Source organism: Marilutibacter penaei (assembly GCF_014145395.1).
Classification (GTDB): Bacteria; Pseudomonadota; Gammaproteobacteria; order Xanthomonadales; family Xanthomonadaceae; genus Marilutibacter; species Marilutibacter penaei.
In genome coordinates, this window is the sequence record NZ_JACHTE010000001.1 from 361,169 (window position 1) to 382,818 (window position 21,650).

General features: G+C 70.2%; 20 protein-coding genes and 1 tRNA gene. 10 read left to right on the plus strand and 11 right to left on the minus strand.

Annotated features, from left to right (window positions below):
- Positions 1-17 precede the first annotated feature (17 nt).
- Positions 18-1,685, plus strand: coding sequence for a diguanylate cyclase (locus tag H4F99_RS01605; protein ID WP_182667957.1), 1,668 nt, complete (start codon positions 18-20; stop codon positions 1,683-1,685).
- Positions 1,686-1,694: 9 nt separating this feature from the next.
- On the opposite strand, the gene H4F99_RS01610 is transcribed toward H4F99_RS01605, so the two are convergent.
- Positions 1,695-1,770: transfer RNA gene (locus H4F99_RS01610), tRNA-Ile, on the minus strand.
- 113 nt (positions 1,771-1,883) lie between these two features.
- Between H4F99_RS01610 and H4F99_RS01615 the strand changes: the two genes are divergently transcribed.
- Together H4F99_RS01615 and H4F99_RS01620 are read left to right on the plus strand one after the other, a co-directional pair.
- Complete coding sequence (locus H4F99_RS01615; RefSeq protein WP_182667958.1) at positions 1,884-2,948, plus strand: L,D-transpeptidase; 1,065 nt, start codon at positions 1,884-1,886, stop codon at positions 2,946-2,948.
- Between the two features lie 199 nt (positions 2,949-3,147).
- Positions 3,148-3,882, plus strand: a complete 735-nt coding sequence (locus tag H4F99_RS01620; protein ID WP_182667959.1) for a murein L,D-transpeptidase catalytic domain family protein — start codon at positions 3,148-3,150, stop codon at positions 3,880-3,882.
- A gap of 123 nt (positions 3,883-4,005) precedes the next feature.
- Here the strand turns inward: H4F99_RS01620 and rpoD are convergent, their stop codons facing one another.
- Both rpoD and dtd read right to left on the minus strand, forming a co-directional pair.
- Positions 4,006-5,874, minus strand: a complete 1,869-nt coding sequence (rpoD, locus tag H4F99_RS01625) for an RNA polymerase sigma factor RpoD (RefSeq protein WP_182667960.1) — start codon at positions 5,872-5,874, stop codon at positions 4,006-4,008.
- Between the two features lie 97 nt (positions 5,875-5,971).
- The gene (dtd, locus tag H4F99_RS01630) at positions 5,972-6,412 is read right to left on the minus strand and encodes a D-aminoacyl-tRNA deacylase (RefSeq protein ID WP_182667961.1); all 441 of its coding nucleotides are present in this window, start codon (positions 6,410-6,412) and stop codon (positions 5,972-5,974) included.
- A gap of 183 nt (positions 6,413-6,595) precedes the next feature.
- Between dtd and H4F99_RS01635 the strand changes: the two genes are divergently transcribed.
- From H4F99_RS01635 to H4F99_RS01650, 4 genes are all read left to right on the plus strand, one after another.
- Complete coding sequence (locus H4F99_RS01635) at positions 6,596-7,522, plus strand: lauroyl acyltransferase (protein WP_182667962.1); 927 nt, start codon at positions 6,596-6,598, stop codon at positions 7,520-7,522.
- A gap of 36 nt (positions 7,523-7,558) precedes the next feature.
- Complete coding sequence (locus H4F99_RS01640; protein WP_182667963.1) at positions 7,559-8,977, plus strand: tetratricopeptide repeat protein; 1,419 nt, start codon at positions 7,559-7,561, stop codon at positions 8,975-8,977.
- The gene (locus tag H4F99_RS01645; RefSeq protein ID WP_182667964.1) at positions 8,974-9,498 is read left to right on the plus strand and encodes a PH domain-containing protein; all 525 of its coding nucleotides are present in this window, start codon (positions 8,974-8,976) and stop codon (positions 9,496-9,498) included. The genes H4F99_RS01640 and H4F99_RS01645 overlap by 4 nt, the downstream gene beginning before the upstream one ends.
- 85 nt (positions 9,499-9,583) lie before the next feature.
- Entirely contained in the window at positions 9,584-11,035 is a 1,452-nt protein-coding gene (locus tag H4F99_RS01650) for a PH domain-containing protein (RefSeq protein WP_246371195.1), read from the plus strand.
- Between the two features lie 9 nt (positions 11,036-11,044).
- Here H4F99_RS01650 and H4F99_RS01655 read toward each other — a convergent pair whose 3' ends face one another.
- Positions 11,045-12,037: a glycosyltransferase gene (locus tag H4F99_RS01655; protein ID WP_182667966.1), complete on the minus strand. Its 993-nt coding sequence runs from the start codon at positions 12,035-12,037 to the stop codon at positions 11,045-11,047.
- Positions 12,038-12,141: 104 nt separating this feature from the next.
- Here H4F99_RS01655 and H4F99_RS01660 point away from each other — a divergent pair, with 104 nt between their 5' ends.
- On the plus strand, positions 12,142-13,158 hold the full coding sequence (locus H4F99_RS01660) for a hypothetical protein (RefSeq protein WP_182667967.1): 1,017 nt from the start codon (positions 12,142-12,144) through the stop codon (positions 13,156-13,158).
- Between the two features lie 17 nt (positions 13,159-13,175).
- Here the strand turns inward: H4F99_RS01660 and H4F99_RS01665 are convergent, their stop codons facing one another.
- The 7 genes from H4F99_RS01665 to tsaD all read right to left on the minus strand — a co-directional run bounded on the left by H4F99_RS01665 (position 13,176) and on the right by tsaD (position 20,644).
- Positions 13,176-14,918: an ArnT family glycosyltransferase gene (locus H4F99_RS01665; protein WP_182667968.1), complete on the minus strand. Its 1,743-nt coding sequence runs from the start codon at positions 14,916-14,918 to the stop codon at positions 13,176-13,178.
- A gap of 75 nt (positions 14,919-14,993) precedes the next feature.
- The gene (rsmB, locus tag H4F99_RS01670; RefSeq protein ID WP_182667969.1) at positions 14,994-16,310 is read right to left on the minus strand and encodes a 16S rRNA (cytosine(967)-C(5))-methyltransferase RsmB; all 1,317 of its coding nucleotides are present in this window, start codon (positions 16,308-16,310) and stop codon (positions 14,994-14,996) included.
- 64 nt (positions 16,311-16,374) lie between these two features.
- A complete protein-coding gene (locus H4F99_RS01675) occupies positions 16,375-17,205 on the minus strand; it encodes a DUF6159 family protein (protein WP_182667970.1) in 831 nt (276 codons plus the stop codon).
- A gap of 114 nt (positions 17,206-17,319) precedes the next feature.
- Positions 17,320-17,802: a 2-amino-4-hydroxy-6-hydroxymethyldihydropteridine diphosphokinase gene (gene folK, locus H4F99_RS01680; protein ID WP_182668128.1), complete on the minus strand. Its 483-nt coding sequence runs from the start codon at positions 17,800-17,802 to the stop codon at positions 17,320-17,322.
- An 11-nt stretch (positions 17,803-17,813) separates the two neighbouring features.
- Entirely contained in the window at positions 17,814-19,100 is a 1,287-nt protein-coding gene (locus H4F99_RS01685; protein ID WP_343064116.1) for a mechanosensitive ion channel family protein, read from the minus strand.
- Positions 19,101-19,153: 53 nt separating this feature from the next.
- Complete coding sequence (gene folB / locus H4F99_RS01690) at positions 19,154-19,513, minus strand: dihydroneopterin aldolase (protein WP_182667972.1); 360 nt, start codon at positions 19,511-19,513, stop codon at positions 19,154-19,156.
- 84 nt (positions 19,514-19,597) lie between these two features.
- Entirely contained in the window at positions 19,598-20,644 is a 1,047-nt protein-coding gene (gene tsaD, locus H4F99_RS01695) for a tRNA (adenosine(37)-N6)-threonylcarbamoyltransferase complex transferase subunit TsaD (protein WP_182667973.1), read from the minus strand.
- Positions 20,645-20,842: 198 nt separating this feature from the next.
- Here tsaD and rpsU point away from each other — a divergent pair, with 198 nt between their 5' ends.
- Positions 20,843-21,058, plus strand: coding sequence for a 30S ribosomal protein S21 (gene rpsU / locus H4F99_RS01700; RefSeq protein WP_031371286.1), 216 nt, complete (start codon positions 20,843-20,845; stop codon positions 21,056-21,058).
- Positions 21,059-21,198: 140 nt separating this feature from the next.
- Positions 21,199-21,645: a GatB/YqeY domain-containing protein gene (locus H4F99_RS01705; protein ID WP_182667974.1), complete on the plus strand. Its 447-nt coding sequence runs from the start codon at positions 21,199-21,201 to the stop codon at positions 21,643-21,645.
- Positions 21,646-21,650: the final 5 nt, after the last annotated feature.

The following is a 21,650-nucleotide window of genomic DNA, read 5'->3' on the forward strand; positions in this document are numbered from 1 at the left end:
ACTATCCAGGAGTAACGATGTCACTCAGGGCCTGGCTCATGGGCATGCTGGCGTGGGCGCTGTTCGCGCCGCCGGCATGGGCAGGGGCAATCGACGTCTCGCAGGTCAACGAGCTGCCGCTGTCGCACCAGCTGCAGGTGCTTGAGGATCCGCAGCACGGGCTGGACCTCGCGTCGGCCATGCAATCACGGGATTTCGCGCCGCCGCCCGGTGACCGGACCAACTTCGGCTTCTCGCGTTCGACCTGGTGGGTGCGGATCGACCTCGGGAATCCGACTGGCACGCCGGTACGTCTGGTGCTCCGGCAGGACTACCCGCTGATCGACACGATCGACCTGTGGCAGGTGCAGGACGGCCAGATACAGGGCGATGTCGCCACCGGCGACCGCCGACCCTTCGACAGCCGGCCGATCGGCACGCGTGACTTCCTGTTCCCGCTGGAGGTCGCCCCCGGTTCGACGCAGCAGGTCTACCTGCGCATGCGGACCAGCGGCTCCATGAACATCGGCCTGTCGCTGGTGGACCCCAGCACGCTCGTGGAAGGCCAGGACGTCCGGCAACTGGGCTTCGGCCTCTATTTCGGCGGCTTCTTCGTCCTGATCGCGTACAACATCTTCATATTCCTCGCGGTGCGCGACCGGCCGTTCTCCTACTACCTGCTGTACGTGCTCAGCTACGGGCTGTACTTCTCGATCATCGACGGCCTTGCGTTCCAGTATTTCTGGCCAGGGCAGCCCGCCTGGGGCAACACCAGCCTGGTGGTGATGCTCGCGCTGACCCTGCTGTTCGGCATGCGCTTCACCCGCAGCTTCCTCGACACACCGCAGCTGACACCGCGCCTGGACTGGGTCGCGCGCGCGCTGGAAGTGCTGTCGGTCGTCGCGTTCGCCGGCGCGTTCCTGCTCGACTACAACCAGATCATCGTCCCGATCTCCTACCTGACCATCGCGATCACCGCGATGATCATCACCATGGGCATCATCGGCGTGTTGCACGGCAGCGTGTCGGCGCGCTACTTCATGATCGCCTGGGGCGTGCTGTTGTCCGCGGTGATGGTGTTCATGGCCAAGTCCTTCGGCTGGCTGCCGCACAACCCCTTCACCCAGAACGCGTTCCAGATCGGCTCGCTGCTGGAAATGGTGCTGCTGTCGCTCGCGCTCGCCCACCGCGTGCGCGAGATCAACCACCTCAGCCGCACCGACGCCCTGACCCAGCTGCCCAACCGCCGGACCTTCGACGAGGCGCTGGACCGCGAGTTCGAACGCCACCTGCAGCGCGGCCAGCCGGTTGCGGTGCTGGTCGCCGACATCGACCACTTCAAGCAGGTCAACGACACCCACGGCCATGCCTTCGGAGACAAGGTGCTGCGCCGTGCCGCCAAGGCCCTGGCCGACCACGTCGGTGCCAGCGGCGGCCGCCGGATGGCCTTCCGCTACGGCGGCGAAGAGTTCGCCGTGCTGCTGCCCGGCGAGGACGGGGCACAGGCCCGCGAAACCGCCGAGGCCCTGCGCCGCGCGGTCGAGCAGGAACTGGCCGCGCTGATCCCGGTCACCATCAGCATCGGCGGCGCCTCCACCGGCGACGGCACGCACGAGAACCACCACGCGCTGTTCTCCGCCGCCGACCGCGCGCTGTATGCCGCCAAGCGCGCCGGGCGCAACCGGGTGATGTTCGATCCGGTGTAGATGAGGGAGTGGTGGGCCCACCAGGATTCGAACCTGGAACCAAAGGATTATGAGTCCTCTGCTCTAACCGTTGAGCTATAGGCCCGGAGGGGTGCGGCGAGGCGCGAGCGCGACCGGGGGCAAATGGTAGCAGTGCGCAGGCGGGAACAAACCGCTTGTGGCACAGTTCGGGGACGTCCACTGGACTGGGGTCCCCCGATGTTCCGACGCCTTGCCCTTGCCCTCCTGCTGTCTTTCGGTGGTGTCGAAGCCGAAGCCTCCACCCCGTTCTGGGGCGACCGCGAATCGACCACGAGCGACGTCACGCCGTCCGAACTCGAACCGGGCCAGTGGGTGTGGATGCCACAGAACGCGCCCTCCGGCCCGATCGTGGTGGTGGTCAGCCTGACCGAGCAGCTCGCCTACGCCTATCGCAATGGGGTGCTGATCGGCTATTCGACGGTGAGCACCGGCAAGAAGGGCTACCAGACGCCGACCGGGGTGTTCACCACGCTGCAGAAGGACAAGGACCACCGCTCCTCCATCTACAACAACGCCGCCATGCCCTACACGCAGCGGCTGACCTGGGGCGGCGTGGCCCTGCATGCCGGTGGGCTGCCGGGCTACCCCTCCTCGCACGGCTGCGTGCACCTGCCGTCGGCATTCGCCGCGGACCTGTTCGAAGTCAGTCCGCTCGGCATGACCGTGGTGGTGGCCGACGATGCCGATTCGCCGGCCGATGTCGCCCACCCGGGCCTGCTGTCGCCCGTGGACGCCACGACCGGCGCCGAGCCCACGGTGCCCCGGCTGCACACCGGCGAGGCCTACCGCTGGCAGCCGGAACTGGCACCGGGAGGCCCGCTCTCGATCGTCGTCAGCACCGCCGACCGCCGGGTGCTGGTCTATCGCAACGGGGTCGAGATCGGCCGCACCCGGATGGTGCTGAAGGATGGCGACCGGCCGCTGGGCACCCATGTCTACACCGTGCTCGGGGATGCGGAGGCCGATGCGACGGGCCGCATGCCGGCCAGCTACGAACCGCGCTGGAGCGCGGTCAGCCTGCCGGGCCACGAAGCCGACGCGGGCCTCCCGATGGACCCTGCCGAGGCCGCCCGCGTGGTGCTGCCGCCGCCCTTCATCGCCGCGGCCACCCCCTACCTGGCCCCTGGTACGACCTTGATGGTGACCGACGCGCCGATCCTGCCGTCGACCACCGGCGTGGAAATGACGGTGGTCACCAATACCCCGCCGGAGGGGGACGGGGGCGCGGCCGAGGCGAACTGACCGCCATAGTCCGGAAACGTGACCGCCGTCGGCGCGGCGCCCGTCGCATTCAGCGGCAGTGGGGTGGCGTGCACGTAATGTGAAGGACTGACGCGCCGTCCTGGTCAAGCGTGTCCCGGCGTCCATCGCCGGGACCGGCTATGAGGCGGCGACGGAGCCCGGTACAGGCTTCGCCCCCCTTGCAAACCCGGTACCTTCCATGACTCGACACGCGACCCGTCTCGCCTTGCCGTTGCTGGGCCTGCTTGCCCTCGCACCCTCGTCCCAGGCCGAAGAACCCCTTGCCACCGCGTTGACCCGGGCCGCGCCCGAGGCGGACGCCGGCATGCTGACCCTCGCTGCACGCTCGCTGGAATGCGCCCTGCGCATGCGTCCCGAACAGCACCCCCGGCGCCTGGCGGTGATCGACTTCTCCAAGCCGTCCACCGAACACCGGCTGTGGGTGTTCGACCTGGAGACACGCGAGCTGACGCTCACTGACTACGTGGCCCACGGCCAGGGTTCCGGCGGCATCAACACCACCGACTTCTCGAACCGGCCCGGCAGCCACCAGACCAGCCTGGGCATGTTCCGCACGAGCGAAACCTACGTCGGCCGCAACGGATACTCCTTGCGACTGGATGGCCTGGAGCCCGGCTTCAACGACCGCGCGCGGGACCGCGCGATCGTGATGCACGGCGCCGACTACGTCAGCGAAGGGGCCATCAAGCGCCTCGGGCGACTCGGCCGCAGCTGGGGCTGCCCGGCGGTGCGCGCGGACATCGCCCGCACCCTGATCGACGACATCAAGAACGGCCAGTACCTGTTCGCCTACTATCCGGACCCGGACTGGCTGCACAAGTCCGCGCTGTTCACCTGTCCCGCCGAAGGCACGCCGCCGCTGCGCACCCGCACCGCGGGACGTCCCGGCACGCTGGATGGCCACGCGGAGTAGGCGCTCCCGCCCTAACCACGCGCTGGCATCTCGCCATCTCGCCATCGCTTGATGCGCACATGAAAAAGCCCCGCCTTGCAGCGGGGCTTTTTCTTTCGTCGATGCCTGCGGGCTTGCGCCCGGTCAGTCGATGTCGAGGAAGCTGCGGAGCTGCTCCGAACGGCTCGGGTGGCGCAGCTTTCGCAGCGCCTTGGCCTCTATCTGGCGGATGCGCTCGCGGGTGACGTCGAACTGCTTGCCGACTTCCTCGAGGGTGTGGTCGGTGTTCATGTCGATGCCGAAGCGCATGCGCAGCACCTTGGCCTCGCGCGGGGTCAGCCCGGCGAGCACGTCGCGGACGGTCTCGGACAGGTTGATGTTGGTGGTCGCGTCGATCGGGGACTCCGCGTTGGTGTCCTCGATGAAGTCGCCCAGGTGGCTGTCCTCGTCGTCGCCGATCGGGGTCTCCATGGAGATCGGCTCCTTCGCGATCTTCATGACCTTGCGGACCTTGTCCTCCGGCATCTCCATTTCCTTGGCCAGCTCCTCCGGCGTGGCCTCGCGGCCGTACTGCTGGAGCATCTGGCGGGAAATGCGGTTGAGCTTGTTGATCGTCTCGATCATGTGCACCGGGATGCGGATGGTGCGCGCCTGGTCGGCGATCGAGCGGGTGATCGCCTGGCGGATCCACCAGGTCGCGTAGGTCGAGAACTTGAAGCCGCGGCGGTGCTCGAACTTGTCGACCGCCTTCATCAGGCCGATGTTGCCCTCCTGGATCAGGTCCAGGAACTGCAGGCCGCGGTTGGTGTACTTCTTCGCGATGGAGATCACCAGGCGCAGGTTGGCCTCGACCATCTCCTTCTTGGCCTTGCGCGCCTTGGCCTCGCCGTAGGCCATCGCACGGCTGATCTCCTTGAGATCGGCCAGGCTCAGGCGGATGCGGGTTTCCAGGTCGATCGTCGCCTGCTGCTCGTCGACGATCTGGTCCTTGACCTCGCGCAGGCCGGACGACCACTTCTGCTTGCGCTTCACCAGCTCGTCCACCCAGCCCAGGTTGGTCTGGTTGCCGTCCCACGCGCGGATGAAGTCCTTGCGCGGCATGCGTGCACGGCGGGTCGCCAGCTCGAGGATGCGACGCTCGTGGCGCTTCACCTCGGTCACGGCCTCGCGCAGCTGGGTGACCAGCACGTCGGTCAGCGGCAGCGGCAGCTTGAGGGTGATGAACACCGCGGCCATTTCCTCGCGCGCGGCCACCACGCTCTTGTGGCTGGGACCGTGCTTGGCATAGGCCTTCTCGAACTTGGCGTACGCTTGCTCGATGGCGCTCATGCGCGCATCGACCTCGGCCGGGTCCGGCCCGGTCGGCGCGTCTTCGTCGGAGCCGGAATCGGAATCGTCGTCCGCGTCGTCCTCGGCCTCGTCGTCGCTGGTGTCCTCGACTTCCTCGCCGTTGCGCAGCGCTTCTTCCTGCTGCTGCTCCTCGATGAGCTCGTCGTTGAAGCCGACCACGATCTCCGCCAGGCGCTTGTTGCCTTCCTTGTGCGCGGCGTAGTCGGCCAGCAGCGACTCGATGGTGGACGGGAACAGGCCCAGCGAAGCCTGCACCTGGGACAGGCCGTCCTCGATGCGCTTGGCGATGGCGATCTCGCCCTCGCGGGTCAGCAGCTCGACCGTGCCCATCTCGCGCATGTACATGCGCACCGGGTCGGTGGTGCGGCCACCCTCGGTGTCGAGGCCGCTCAGCGCGGCCGCAGCCTCTTCCGCCGCGGTGTCGTCGACGTCGCGGTTGCTGCTCTCGCCGGTGATCAGCAGGGTCTCGGCATCCGGCGCAACCTCGTGCACCTCGATGCCCATGCCGTTGATCATGCCGATGATGTCTTCGATCTGCTCCGGATCGACCAGGTCATCGGGCAGGTGGTCGTTGACCTCGGCATAGGTCAGGTAGCCCTGTTCCAGGCCCTTGCTGATGAGCTGCTTGATGTCGGACTGGGGGGCCTGACGTTCGTTGGCCATAGGGCGCGCCACCACGGAAATAGGGAGGGAGTGAACGCTCCAGTATACCAGCCCGGGGGCTTAACCGCCGCCCACGGGAGGGCGCCAGGGAGCCGGCTCAGGCTCGCAGCAGGAACGTGACCGGGCCGTCGTTGACCAGGCTCACCTCCATATGGGCCCCGAACCGCCCGGTTTCCACCCCCCCGCGGTGAATTTCGCGGCAGGTCGCGACCAGCTGGCTGAACAGGGGCTCGGCCATGTCGGGCGGCGCGGCGGTGGAAAAGCCCGGCCGCAGGCCCTTGCGGGTATCGGCGGCCAGGGTGAACTGGCTCACCAGCAGCAGGCCACCGCCGGTCTGCGCCAGGCCGAGGTTCATCCGGCCTTCGGCATCGGAAAACACGCGGTACTGCAGCAGGCGCTCGGCGAGTCGACGCACCTGGGCATCCCCGTCATCGAGCTCGATGCCGACCAGGGCGAGCAGGCCGGGGCCGATCGCGCCGACGGCCTCGCCGTCGACGTCGACGCGGGCGGAGGTGACGCGCTGGATGAGGGCGAGCATGGGTAGGCTCCCGGACGGAGGCAGGCGATATGGCGTGGCCGGGGGTCCGGAGCCGTATCTGTCCGGCGCCCCCGCCCCGGCAGGATAGCCGACAGGCGGACGCCCCCCTGCCCGGTGGGGATGCGCGTCGCCCCGCCGATCCCGTGGCGCGGCACCCATCCTCCCGCCCGTTACACTCGACCGATGACCGCGCTCGTCGCCCGCCTGCTCCACCTCTGCGCTGCTGCCGTCGGGCGCCTGCCCTGGCCTTGGCTGATGGCGCTGGGCGACGGCATGGCAGCGCTATGGGTCCGGCTCGACGCGCGCGAGAGCCGGGTCGCACGCATCAACCTCGAACTGGCGTATCCCGACCTGCTGCCCGCCGAGCGCGCGCAATGGCATCGCGACATCCTCCGTACCACCGCACGCCAGGCACTGGAAACCCTGCGCCTGTGGACCCACCCGCATGCCCGCAACCTCCAGCTGGTCCGCGAGCACCACGGCGTTTCGCTGCTCGACGAGGCGATCGCCCGGGGCGAGGGGGTGATCGTCGTCGCGCCGCACCATGGCAACTGGGAACTGCTGAACCAGTGGCTGGCGGATCGCACACCGCTCGCGATCCTCTACCGTCCGCCGGAATCCGCCGTCGGCGAAGCCTTCCTCAACCGCGTGCGGGCGGCCAGCGGCCAGGACCCCGACCGCGTCACCCAGGTCCGCGCCGAAGGCCCGGCCATCCGCCAGTTGTTCAAGCGGCTGGGCGCCGGCGGCGTGGTCGGCATCCTGCCTGACCAGCAGCCCAAGGCCGGCGACGGCGAGTTCGCGCCGTTCTTCGGCGTCGAGGCCTTCACCATGACGCTGGTCGGGAGGCTGGCCCGCCGCACCGGCGCGACCGTGCTGTTCGCCTGGTGCGAGCGCGTCGACACGCAGGGAGACCAACCGGGCTTCGCGCTGCACATCGAGGCAGCGCCGGACGCCATCGCCGACCCCGAACCGCAGCGCGCGGTAACGGCGCTCAATGCCGCGGTCGAACGGATCGCGCGCCGCGACCCTGCCCAATACCAGTGGACCTACAAACGCTATACGCTCAGGCCGCACGGTTCGGGCGAGCCGAATCCGTACGCCCGCGACTGAGCCAACGCACGCCACCACCAGGGGGAAGGACGCACGATGCAACAATGGATTCTGGCACTGGCCCTGATGGCCGGACCGGTCGCGGCAGCCGATGATCTCGCCGCGATGAATGCCGCCAGCGCGGCGTGGGACGAATACCTGGCACTGCAGAAGGGCCACGACCCGGACACGGCCGGGCGCGTCGCCACCTCGACCTTCCAGCACTACGCGTTCCTGCGCGACGCCGCGCTGCATGCGTCGCCGGAACAGCTCCGGCGCCTGCCTTCGACCGACCGGGTGACGGTCTATGGCCTGCGTGCGCGCCACGATGCCGGCACGCTGGCCGGGATGGATGGCGAAGCGGTATTCCGCGACTGCATCGAGAGCGGCCTGTGCACGGCCATGATCGACCATGCGGAGATCACCTTGAGGCCACTCGCCGTGGTCACCCTCGTCACACCGTCGCTGGCCGTCGGCGAAGGTTCGCCGCCCGACGGCAGGCAGTTCGACTACGGCCCCAGCCTGGTGCTCGAGGACGGACGGTGGCGGGTCCGGGTGGAAGGCATGGCGCTGGAGTTGTCCGCCGTGATCAATGGAGGTGCGGCCGACGCCGATCCGGGCGCGGTCCAGCACCTGGTCGAACACGGCCTCCCGGAGGGCGAGGCCGCGCCACTGCTGGCCCAGCTCGATATCGTGCCGGTCAGCGATACCGTCGCGCAGCGGGAACTCAACGAACGGTGGCCGGACTACGGCAGCTACGTGCGCGACCGCGTGGGCGCCACGCGGGTCAAGGCCGAGGCGGGCGATCCCCTCGCGCAGTGGGCATACGGCTCGCTGCTGTACACCGGTGAATCACCCGAACTGGTGCCGCACGACGAGGCCGCGGGCGTTGCGATGATGGAGGCGTCCAGCAACGGCGGACACGTGGAGGCGTCGCTGGGCGCCGCGATGGCCTTGTTGCGCGCCGAGAACACCCGCGACCTGCCCCCCGAACGCATCGAGCGCGCACTCCCGCACGTCCGGCGCGCGGCGGAGGCGGGACTGCCCCTGGCGATGGGGATGTATGCCCAGTACTACACCGATGGCGCGGCGGGGCTGCCGGTCGACTGCGCGCAGGCCGACCACTGGCTGCAGAAAGCCGAGGATGCAGGCCTGGAAGAGGCCCGGAACAACCGTGCATGGCTGCTCGCCACCTGTTCGCGCGCCGATCAGCGCGACCCGGAGGCGGCCATGGCGCTGGCGGGCTTCATGGTCGACAGGCTCGCGACCCTGAACGCGCTGGAACTGGACACCCTCGCGGCCGTATACGCCGCCAATGGCGATTTCGAACAGGCCCGCCGCTACCAGCAGGACGCGCTGGACAAACTGGCCGACGACCAGGTGGACGAGCGCGGGGGCATGCAGGCCCGGCTTGCGCTCTATCGCGACGACCACGTTTTCGTGGACACCGAGCCCGACCTGCGCAGCACGCCATGAATCCGGGATCCGCACCGCCTGCCATCGACCTGCGTCCCGACTGGCATCCGCTGCCGGCGCGTGCACGCGCACTGTTCGCGCTGGGGACGGTGCTCGGCTTCGGCCTGCCCGGCATCGGGGCCGGGGTCGCACTGGGGGTGATCGCCGGCAGCCGCGGCGAGCTGCTGTCGTTCCCGGCGGCGATCGCCGGTGGCATCGTGGTGGTCGCGCTGCCGCTGGCGCTGTTCGGGCTGTGGCTGGGCTTCAAGCGCTTCCGCTACACCGCGTGGCGCCTCGACGCGCACGGGCTGGCAGTGCGCCAGGGCCGGCTGTGGCAACGCGAGACCCGGGTACCGACCACGCGCGTGCAACACCTCGACATCAAGCGCGGACCGCTGCAGCGGAGGCGCCACCTCGCCACCTTGGTCGTGCATACCGCGGGTACCGCGCACAGCGCCGTTGCCGTGCCGCACCTCGATGCCGACGACGCAGAAGCCCTGCGCGACCGCCTGGGCGCCCAGATCGACCACGATGACGAGTGAGGGGCCGCCGCCGCTGCCGCCCCCGCCGACGCCGTCGCCGTCGCCGGACGTCAGCGCCCGCGACGCCGACCACCGCCTGCATCCGATGTCCTGGCTGTTCGTGCTGGTGCAGCAGCTGAAGTCCTTCATCGTGCCGCTGGGCGCCATCCTGGTGTTCGGCCGGCGCGGTGACAACATGTACGAGCTGTGGGGTCTGGTCGGCGTCGGCGTGCTGGTCGTGATCTCGCTGTGGCAGTACTTCACCTACCGCTACGGCGTGGTCGGCGAGGCGCTGGTGGTGCGCAGCGGCCTGCTTGAGCGCAGCCTGCGGGTGATCCCGTTCGCGCGCATCCACAACGTCGCATTGCAGCAGCACCTGCTGCACCGCCTGTTCGGCGTGGCCGAAGTGCGGCTGGAATCGGCGGGGGGACAGAAGCCGGAAGCCGAGATGCGGGTGTTGAAGCTGGATGACGCGCTGGCACTGGAACGGCTGATACGGCGCCGGGCGGGTGCCGCGGCCACCGGGGAGACCGGCGTGGGCGACGAGCCGTCGCCGGTGCTGCTGCATCTCCCGCCGGGCGAAGTGCTGCGGCTGGGGCTGATCTCCAACCGCGGCATGGTCGTGGTCGCGGCCGCCACCGCGGCTTTCTTCCAGTTCGGCGGCGATGACGCCATCGAAGGATTCGCCGAAGCCGGCGTGCGCAACGCCGTGGGCTGGGCCGGCGAGCACCACTACGGCACGGTGGACTACGCGCTCGCCGCGGCGGCGCTGGTGCTGGTCCTGCTGGTCATGGTGCGCGCGCTGTCGGTCGTGCTGGCCTTCCTGCAGTACCACGGTTTCACCCTGAGCGAGCAGGGACGGCGGCTGACGGTCGAGCGCGGGCTGCTGGGCCGCTGGCGGACCAGCGCGTCGCGACGGCGCATCCAGGCCTGGACGCTGCGCGAAGGCCTGCTGCACCGGCTGTTCCGCCGCCGGAGCCTGGAGGTCGACACTGCGGTGTCGCAGGAAGGCCATCAGCAGCAGCGTGCACTGCGCGAGCTCGCGCCGGTGGCCACCCCGGCCGACTGCGACGCCCTGGTCGAGCACCTGCTCCCGCAGGCAGGCTGGGGCGCGCTCGAATGGCGCCCGCTGCCGGCGCGCACCTGGTGGCGGCTGTTCCTGCCGGTCGTGCCGTTCTGCCTGCTGCTGACCGCGCTGCTGTACTGGCGGTTCGACGGGTGGGGCCTGTTGGGCCTGGCGTGGCTGCCCTGGGCGGTGTTCAAGTCGCGCCAGCATGCCCGCCGGATCGGCCATGCGTTGTCCGGTGAGCTGATCGCGGTGCGCGAGGGCTGGTGGAGCCGACACTGGCGCTTCGCCGAGATCGACAAGCTGCAGGCCCTGCAGCTAACCCGCTCGCCGATGGACCGCCGCTGGGGCACGGCCACGCTGCGGCTGGACACCGCCGGCGCCAACGCGCTCGGCCCGCCCTTGCGGATCCGCTTCCTGCCGGTGGATGACGCCCGCGCGCTGCACGACCGGTTGGCGGAGACCCTGTCCACCCGGCCGTTGCGCTGGTAGCAGGAGCGCTCAGGCCTTTCCGCGCAGCGTGCGCCTGAGCCGTGCAGCGCCGTCGCGCAGGCGACGCTTCCAGCGCGGGGTGGGCGCACGCGCTTCTTCCATCGCGCGCGGCGCGAGGACCTCTTCGATCAGGACCCGCCAGCGTGCGACGTTCGCCGAGTCGTCGTAGTCGCGGCCCCGCTGCAGGCCGTTCTCGACCATGCCGCGGTACAGGCCGGGCTCGCCAAGCAGCCGCTCGATCGCGCGCCGCGCCGCCGCCGGCCCATCGACCTCGATGAAGTCCAGCGGTCCCTCGCGCAGCTCACGGTACCCGGCCTCCGGTCCCAGCAGGGCCGGCACCCCGGCCAGCCAGGCATTGAACAGCTTCCACGCGGGTTTGTTGCGGACGACAGTCGCACCGCTGGGACGCACCGCCAGCATCAGGTCGACGTCGTGCAGGTCGTGGTAAGCGGGCGGACGGTCGCCCGTGGCCTGGAAGTGGCAGCGCATTTCCAGTCCGCGCGCCTGCAGGAAGCCCTGCCACTCCCCGTCGAGGAAACCCGGGTGCAGGTTCTGCCGGGTGCCGGGGAACAGCAGCACCCGTGGCCGGTCACCGCGCGCGCCGTCGCGGACGATCAGGCCCGGCTGACGCCAGTGCGGGACATGGAAGCAACGCTCGCCATCGGCCGAGGCCGCGTTCTGCACGACCTCGACGTCGGCATACCCGACCGGATTGCGGTCGCTGCGGGTCGCCACCAGCAGGGCGCGGCTGCGCGCACGCACGTGGGCACGCTCGACCGCGCGCTTGTCGCCCGCATAGAACACCACCGGCCCATCGGCCGGCACGCGGTTGTCGAGCACGACGTCCAGCCCGGCATCGGCGAGCCGGCGCCAGGTCAGCACGATCCAGTAGTGTTCGCCGAGGACCAGGCGATGCGGTTCGCGGTCGGGGTCCAGCGAACGCCAGCGCGCCAGGTCGGCGTCGGTCGCGTCGAGGAAGAAGGTCGTGCGGGGGCTTGGCATCCGGGATCGCTTCCAGTCCGCCGGCGCTGCGGGCACCATGCCCCTGCCGGACCGTCGCGTCCATCATATCGAGCCGCCCGAGCCCGCCGCATGGAGCCCCGCCGATGACCCGCATCCTGTTCGTTCCCGTGTCCGGGGGCGCCGGCAGTGGCGAAGTGCAGCGCTGCCGCCTGCTGGCCGACGCGCTCGTTGCGGCCCATCCCCTGCTGCAGCCGCACTTCCTGCTGGCCGAAGGCACGCCGGCGCTGCCTTGGCCGACCACGACCCTGCCGGCCTCGCCGACCCGCGCCGTCACGGAGGTCGTCGCCGCAATCGAAGCATTGCGCCCCGCCGTGGTGCTGTTCGACGGCAACACCCGGGTGAAGGCGCTCGACGCCACTCGCCGGGTCGGCGCCAAAGTCGTGCTGCTCAGTTCACGCCCCAGCGCGCGCGACCGCGGTTTCCGCGCGCGGCGGATGGCCCGGCTGGACGCCCACTGGCTGGTCGGCGCCGAACTGCTGGGCGCCGGGGGATGGCACGAGCGCGTCGCCCGCTGGCGGCATCCGCGGGTCGAGGTCCGGCGTTTCGCCACGCTTTTTTCCCCACCGGCCGATACCGGGGCCGTGCAGGCCCGCTGCGGCGTCGCCCCGCCCTACGTGGTCGTGTGCCACGGCGGTGGCCGGCATCGCGTCGGTGACCGGGATGCGGCGGGCCTGTTCGGCGAGGCCGCGTCACGGGTCGCGGCCGGAGGACTCGCCACGGTCGCGGTCGGGGCCGAGGGCGCGGCGCCGGCGGTGTCCATCGACGCGCTTCCGAATGCCGAACTGATGGCCCTGCTGCAGGGCGCCGATGCCGCGCTGCTGGCGGGCGGCAGCCTGCTGGTACAGGCGCTGTCGCTCGGGACGCCGGTGCTGGCTTTGCCGATGCAGGACGAACAGGCCGCTCGGGTACGCTGGCTGGCCGACGCAGGTGCCGTCAGGGCGACCCGCGATACGGCGCCGGCGGCGTTGGCAGAAGGGCTGGCGGCACTGGCCCGCGACGCCGACGCACGCGCGTCACTCCGGGCCGCGACCGCGCGGCTTGGCCTGCGCAACGGCCTGCCGGACGCCGTCGACGCCCTCGCCCGCCTCGCCGGCGCCTGAGCCGCCGTCCGAGCCGCTCAGTCCTCGAGTTCGTCCTCGCCGCCTCGCCACGCGCTCGGATCAAGCTCCGGTGGCGTGCATCCGGGCACGACCGCACCGGCGTCGACCAGCCACCAACTGCGCCGGTTCGCGGTGCCGACCTCGACGGCCTTCGAAGCATCGATGCACGGCCCCATCACGGCCTGCAGGATCAGCACCTTGCGCGTCGGGTCCGCCTGCATCCAGTCGATCGCACCGGCCAGCTGCACGTGGGGCGGTTGGGTGAAGCCCCAGTCCATCGCCGCCCGGTCCGCCTGCAGCAGGTTCTGCTCCTTCCAGCCGACCAGGCCCAGTTCGGTGCCCGGACCGATCATGCGACCGGTCTTTTCCATCACTTCGCGCGCGGAGGACGAGGGGTTCATCAGCGGATACGCGAGCACGCCGTACAGCACCCACAAGCCGGCCAGGCCGGCTACGGTGCCATGCGCACCGCGGCGCGGGCCGAACCACAGCAGCGCGGCACTGAACCACACGCCGATCGCCAGCATCAGCCAGGTCGCCTGCGTCACCGCGGCGTCGGTGAAACCGCGGTCCTCCACCAGCCTGCGTTCGAAACCGGGCTCGCCGGTCCACATCGCGATGCCGGCCCCCAGCGCCGCCAACGCCAACAGGCTGCCGAACACGAAGGCCAGCCGAGGCGGCCACGCCTTCCTGAGCAGGCCCGGCAGCAGCGGCGCCAACGCCAGGCAGGCCATCGGCAGCGCCGGCATGATGTAGACGTCGCGCTTGCCCTGCGGGATCGAAAAGAACACCAGGATCAACAGCCACCAGGCCAGCGGCAGCAGGTAGCGCGCATCGCGGCGCTTCAGTCGCCGCCACCAGGCCGGCAGCGCCCAGGGCAGCGCCAGCATCGGCGGCAGCCACATCGTCAGCACCACGCCGAGGTGGTACCACGGCGGCTGGTGGTGGTCCCAGCTCTTCGCGTACCGGTTGGCAGTCTGGTTGAACAGGATGTCGTCGAGGTAGGCCCGGTAGGTCGGGTCCGGCTGGCCAAGTGCGGCCGTCACCATCGGCACCAGCCACAACCCAGCCGCGAGTGCGAACACCACCGGCCCCAGCCACCAGCGCGGGTCCCGGAACTGCTGGCGCACGCGGGGCCAGCCTGCGAACGCCGCGACTGCCGCGGGCAGCAGCATCAGCAGGGCCAGCGCGCCCACCCCTTTGGTGATGGTGCCCAGCCCGGCCGCGAACCAGCCCAGCCACCACCAGCGCCAGCCGTCGTTGAGCAGGATGTGCCGGAGCAGGCCGTAGTTGGCCAGCGTGATGTAGAAGGTGACCAGCGGGTCGATCTGGGCCTTCTTGGCCTGGTAGGTGAACTGCACCGCGAACAGCAGCGCCCAGCCCGCGTAGAGCCCCACCTTGCGCGTCCAAAGTCGCGCGCCCAGGTCGGTCACGCACCACAGGGTCCCCAGTGCGGCCAGCAGGGACGGCAGCAGGAAGGCGACCTTCCAGTCGCGGATCACCGTGTAGAACGCCGCCTGCAGCCACATCAGCATCGGCGGCTTGTCGGAATACAACTCGCTGCCGCGGTGCGGGAACAGCCAGTCACCGCTTTCGACCATCTGCTTGGCGACGAGCGCGAAGCGCGGCTCGTCGGCGGGCCACGGGTCGCGCAGGCCAAGACCGGCACCGAGCACGAGGATCGCGACGATCCAGAACAGCGTGGTGGGGCCGAGCCAGCGCGCACGGCGGGCCGGGATCGAAGGCAGTGGGGTCGTCATGGACCGCATGATACGGGGTGCGCCGCGGCGATGACGGAAGGCCGCTGCACCGCCGGTGCGCGCGGAACCTGGGCCTCAGGCCGCCTTCAACAGGCGCGCATAGAAGAAGCCGTCGCCGCCGCCTTCACCCGGCAGGCGCTGTCGGCCCGGCCCGCTCGCGTGGCCGAAACGCTCGGCGAGGGGATCGACCCGTGCGTCGGGGGTACGGGCCAGGAAGGCCTCGACCTGCGCCGCGTTCTCGGCCTTGAGGATCGAGCAGGTCGCATACAGCAGCACGCCACCGGGCGCGAGCTTCTGCCAGAGCACGTCCAGCAGGCGCGCCTGCAGCTTGACCAGTGCGGTGATGTCCGACTCGCGCCGATGCAGACGCACGTCGGGCTGGCGACGCACGATGCCGGTGGCCGAGCACGGCGCATCCAGCAGCACCGCATCGAACGGCTGGCCACTCCACCAGTCGTCCTTCGCACTCGCCGCATCCACCGCCATCAGGCGGATATCGCCGCGCAGCTGCAAGCGCTTGAGGGTGCCTTCGACGGCTTCAAGCCGCTTCGGATCGACATCCAGCGCCGTCATGCGCAAGCTCGGGTCGCGCTCGAGCAGGTGCGCGGTCTTGCCGCCGGGCGCCGCACAGGCGTCCAGCACGCGCCCACCCGCCGGAGGCGCCAGCGCATCGGCGACCGCCTGCGCGGAGGCATCCTGCACCGACACCGCGCCGGCCGTGAAGCCGGGCAGGGCCGTCACGGCCAGCGTGCCCTCTACCCGCAGCGCATCGGCGAGCGTGGGGTCGGGCAGCGCGGAGATGCCGGCGGCGGCCAGGCGTTCCCGATACGCCTCCCGGCTGCCCTGCTGGCGGTTGACACGCAACCACAGCGGCGCGGGCGCGATGCTTTCGGCGAAGATGGACCCGGCCAGCGCGGGCCAGTCCCCCCGGATGCGTTCGCGCAACCAGTCCGGCCAGTCCGTGTCGGGCGGCAACGTGGGCAGGCCCTCGCGCTGGGCACGGCGCAGCAACGCGTTGACGAGTCCCGCCTGGTGCCGGCGCCCCAGCACGCGCGCCGCTTCGACAGTCGAGGCCACCGCTGCATGCGCCGGCAGCCCCAGCGGGTCCAGCTGAGCGAAGCCGACGAACAGCAGCATTTTCAGCTCGCCATCGCGACGGCCGGGCGGTTTGGCCATCCACTGCGCCAGTGCCGCCTCGTACCGCGCGGGCTGGCGCAGAACCGCGAAGCACAGGGTCTCGACCAGCGCGCGGTCGCGCGGATCGTCCAGGGTCGGCAGGCGCCTGGCGAGTTCGACGCGCAGGGACCTGCCGCGCAGGAACACGGCATCGAGGACGCCCGCCGCGACGGCGCGCGGCTGCGCGCCGGGGGCACCGGTGGAAGAGGCGATCATGCCGCCATTGTCGGCGATCCCGGCCCTGCTGTCGCCGGGGCCGGGATCGCGATGCCGTCGGGGCCTACTTCGCCGCGAAGGCCTGCTCCAGGTGCAGGTCCTGGAATGCGGCCGGGGCCTCGCCCCGCGTGACGTACTGGTACAGCGCCGCCGAATACACGCCGCTCAGCGCCGCCTGGTAGATGCCCATCACCAGCACGATGGCGACGGTGAACACCCCGATCCCGATCGCCATCGCGGTCGACACCTGCGTGGCGAAGAAGGCCGAGGCGAAGCCGGCCACCACGACCACCGCGGTGAGCAGCCCGAAGGCGAGCCCGATGCCGGCCTGGCCGATGATGCTCTCGCCCCAGGTGCGTTTGAGCAGGTTGACGCTGCTCTTCAGCGCATCGATGGGCCCGACGTCGGTGCTGACCAGGATCGGCACCACCAAGAAGGTCGCCAGCGTCCATATCGCACCCAGGCCACTGCCCAGCAGGCGCACGAGGAGGTTGTTCTCCCGGTTCTTCAACGCCCCCAGCAGCATGCCGACGGTCGCGGCGATCGCGGCATAGCCGAGGATGGCCCCCATGCGCGAACTCGCGGCGCGGAAGCCGTCGGACAGCGTCGGGTCGCCGCCGTCCATGCGGATCATCGCCGCGCCGACCAGGGCGCAGTTGAAGAAGATGATCACCGTGTACTGGCAGAAGTAGAACAGGAAGCCCCAGAACGCGCTGATCGCGGTGAGGCCGTTGTCGAAGATGCCGAAGGCGAACGTCGGCAACGCGAAGCTGGCCAGCACCACCAGGGTGGCGAGGCCCGAAATCAACGGAAACAGCATCAGTTCCTTGTCGGAGCGCAACACCGACGCGCTGGCTTTCACCAGCCCCCAACTGCGCGAGAGCTTGTCGAACATGGGACTCCCCTCCATGGATCCCCCCCGGCGCCGATTATGCCTGTTCCGCATGACGGTTCCAGCCGGCACGCGACTGCCATCACACTCCCCGCTCGCGCGGCCGGCCTCTACCGGCTACAGGGCGACCGCCTCCAGCGCCTGCCCGTACTCCGGGTGCGCGGCCCACAGCGACGCCAGGGTCTGCCCGCTCCCGGGCACGACCATGCCGGGGTCGATCTCGGCCAGGGGCCGCAGGACGAAGGCATGCTTCAGTTCCGGACGCGGCAGGTGCAGGTTGCCGGGGCCGTCGAGCACGACGTCGTCGAACAGCACGATGTCGATATCGAGGGTGCGATTGCCGAAACGGGGTCCGCTGCGGTCGCGGCCGTGCGCGTCCTCCAACGCATGCAGCCAGGCGTTCAGCGCGTACGGGTCCATGCCGGTCCGGATGATGGCCGCTGCGTTCAGGAAATCGTCCCCGTCGAAACCTACCGCCCGGGTGCGATACACCCGCGACAGCACGAGTTCGCCGAAGTGCGCACGCAACGCATCGATCCCGCTGCGCAGGTTCGCTTCCGGATCCAGGTTGCTGCCCAGGCTGAGGTAGGCGCGGTGCAGGCCGGACGGGCTCACGCCGCCTCCCCGGCGGCGTCCCGCAGGGTCGCGAAGCCCATGGCCATGTCCGCCCCGCCGGGTTGCTGGAACAGCCGCAGGCCGAACTCCGGCAGGATCGCCAGCAGGTGGTCGAAGATGTCCGCCTGGATGCCCTCGTACTCGCCCCAGGCCGTGGTGGCCGCGAAGCAGTACACCTCCAGCGGCAGGCCGGTCGGGCCGGGGTCGAGCTGGCGGACCATCAGGGTCTTGCCGTGATCGACCCTCGGATGCGCCTCCAGGTAGGCGGTGACGTAGGCGCGGAAGCAGCCGACATTGGTCAGCCGGCGCGCATTGAGGATCCGCCCCTCGCCCTCAGGAAGCCGCGCATTCCAGTCTTCGAGCTCCGAACGCTTGCGCTCGAAATGCGCCTGCAGCAAGGCGAAGCGCGACAGTCGCCGCTGCAGGGCGTCGTCGAGGAAACGCACCGTGCCCTGGTCGACGTGCAGCGCGCGCTTGATCCGGCGCCCACCCGATTCACTCATGCCGCGCCAGTTCTTGACGCTGGCATCGATCAGCTTGTGGGTCGGCACGGTGACGATGGTCTTGTCGAAGGCCTGCACCTTCACCGTGTGCAGGGCGATGTCGACGATGTCGCCGTCCACGCCCATCGAGGGGATCTCGATCCAGTCGCCCACCCGCACCATGTCGTTGGACGCGATCTGCACGCTCGCCACCAGCGACAGGATGGTGTCCTTGAACACCAGCAGCAGGACGGCGGCGAATGCCCCCAGCCCGCCGAGCAGCACCAGCGGCGACTTGTTGATCAGCACCGCGACGATGGCGATCATCGCGACCACGTACACGACGATCTTGCCCAGCTGTACGTAGCCCTTGATCGGCCGGTTGCGGGCGTCGGGGCGTCGTTCGTAGAGGTCGTTCAGCGCGGACAGGAAGGCACTCGCGGCCATCGCCACCACCAGCACCATGTAGGCCAGCGCGACCTTGCCGAGCACCAGCACCAGCAGCTCCGGCAGGCCGGGCACCAGCCTCAGGCCGGCATAGACCACCAGCGCCGGCGCCACGTGCGACACCCGCTTGATCACGCCCCGCGCGAGCAGCGCGTCATCGATGCGGGTGGGACTGGCCTGCACCGCCCGCACGACCAGCGGCCGCACGATGCGCTGCGTCAGCCAGTCCACCAGCACGGCGACAACCACCAGGCCGAGCAGCGACAGGGCGGTCAGCGCCCAATCCGTGTTGCCGGACCCGTCCACGGCGCTGCGCCATTGCGAAAGGAGGGATTCGGGCAGCCAGTCGGTCACGTCATTCATCCTGTCAGGGTAGCGGCGGGGCGCCGGCGATCAAGGGAGCGGCCTCAGCCCTCGCCACGGCTGCGTTCGATCACCACCCCGACCGCCCGTGCACCGCGCACCGCGCCCGGCTTGCCCAGCTTCAGGCGCAGCCGCTGGACCCCGAACTCGTCCAGGATCAGCGCGGCGACCCGCTCCGCCAGTGTTTCCACCAGACCGAACTCGGAGGCTTTCACGTAGGCGATCACGCGCTTGCTCACGGCCTTGTAGTTCAGCGTGTCGGCGATGTCGTCGGTCGCGGCGGGCACCCGGTTGTCGAAGGCCATCTCGATGTCGAAGACCAGCGGCTGGCGCACGCGGCGCTCCCAGTCGTAGATGCCGATCAGGGCATCGATCTCGAGCCCTTCGATGAATACGTGGTCCATGTCTTGGATGAAAACAGCCCGGGGGTGGCCATGGTAAGGCGCCTGCCCGCCGCATGCGCCCTCCCTACGTGCCGGGGCAGGGCCCTATGCGCCGGGACCGGCGGTCCCCGCGACCGGTGCCAGTGCCGCCATGTCCCAACGCGGCGTGACGCGCACCGAGGCATCGTCGTGCTGGCCGGCCTGCAGGCGCAGCGCGCCGGCGAAGGCAATCATCGCACCGTTGTCGGTGCAGAACGCCGGGCGCGGGAAGCCGACGCGGCCGCGGCGCGCCTCGGCCATCGCCTGCAGTTTCGCGCGCAGCCGCTTGTTGGCCCCCACACCACCGGCGACGACCAGCGTGTCGCAACCGGTGGCCTCCAGCGCGCGCGCGCACTTGATCGCGAGGGTGTCGACCACCGCGTCCTCGAACCCGCGTGCGATGTCGGCACGGGTGGCGTCGGACTGGTCGCTCTGCTGCCAGGCCAGCAGCACCTGGGTCTTGAGGCCGCTGAAACTGAAGTCGAGGCCCGGCCGGTCGGTCATCGGCCGCGCGAAGCGGTACGTCCCCGGCCGCCCCTGCTCGGCCAGCGCGGCGAGCTGCGGGCCACCCGGGTAGGGCAGGCCCATCATCTTGGCGGTCTTGTCGAAGGCCTCGCCGGCCGCGTCGTCCAGCGTTTCGCCGAGCAGGCGGTAGCGACCGATGGCTTCGACATGCACCAACTGGGTGTGCCCGCCGGACACCAGCAGGGCGACGAAGGGCGGCTCGGGCCGACCGGCCGGGTCGTCCTCCAGCAGGGGCGCCAGCAGGTGGCCTTCCATGTGATGGACACCGATGGCCGGCACCTCCAGCGCCCAGGCCAGCGCCCGGGCGACGCCGGCACCGACCAGCAGGGCACCGACCAGGCCCGGACCGGCCGTATACGCCACGCCATCGAGGTCATCGACGGACAGTCCCGCGTCGGCCAGGGTCTGGCGGATCAGCGGCAACAGCTTGCGGACGTGGTCGCGGCTGGCCAGCTCCGGCACCACGCCGCCGTACTCGGCGTGCAGGGCCACCTGGCTGTACAGCGCGTGCGCGCGCAGGCCACCGGCGGTGTCGTAGACCGCCACGCCGGTTTCGTCGCAACTGGTTTCGATGCCGAGGACGTTCACGTCGATGCTCGTTGTTCAGGTCATGCGCCCCGCGGGGCTGCCGGCAGGCGTCCCCGGGACGCGCCGTGCAAGGGTACGCGCCGCGCCGGGCCGCGTCGAACCGGTGACCGGCGCACGGCTTGCGGCACGGGGCCGGGTGCGGCTATCATACGCGGCTCGCCCGGCACGACCGGGTCTGTTCCCGCATAGAGATACCCCATGCCCAGCGTCAAAGTCCGCGAAAACGAGCCTTTCGAGTTTGCCCTGCGTCGCTTCAAGCGCACCTGCGAGAAGGCCGGCGTCCTCGCCGAAACCCGCAAGCGCGAGTTCTACGAGAAGCCGACCCAGGAGCGCAAGCGCAAGGCGGCCGCGGCGGTCAAGCGCCAGGCCCGTCGCGCCTCGCGCGACGTGACCAAGCGTCAGCGCCTGTACTGATCCGCTCCGCCCGGCCGGTGCCTCGCGCACCCTGGCCGGCGCAAGCCCGCAGGAAGCCGGCCGCGCCCATGCGCCGCCGGCTTTTTGTGTTGGCCTGTTGTGTTGGCCTGCCCCCCGATCCACCGCACGGAACCCCTGCCATGAGCCTGAAACTGCGACTGACCGATGACATGAAGGCGGCCATGAAGGCCGGCGACAAGCACAGCCTGGGCGTGATCCGCCTGGTCAACGCCGCGATCAAGCAGAAGGAAGTGGACGAGCGGATCGAGCTCGACGATGCCGCGGTACTCGCCGTGCTCGACAAGATGGTCAAGCAGCGCAAGGACTCGGTCAGCCAGTACCGCGACGCCGGTCGCGAGGACCTGGCCGAGGTCGAGGAAGCCGAGATCGTGGTGATCGAACGCTACCTGCCGGCCAAGCTGGATGAAGCCACGATCTTGGTCGAGGTCGATGCCGCCATCGCCGCCACCGGCGCCAACGGGCCGGCCGACATGGGCAAGCTGATGGGCGTGCTCAAGCCCAGACTGGCCGGCCAGGCCGACATGGGCCTGGTCTCGAAGCTGGTCAAGCAGCGCCTCGCCGGCTGAACCGC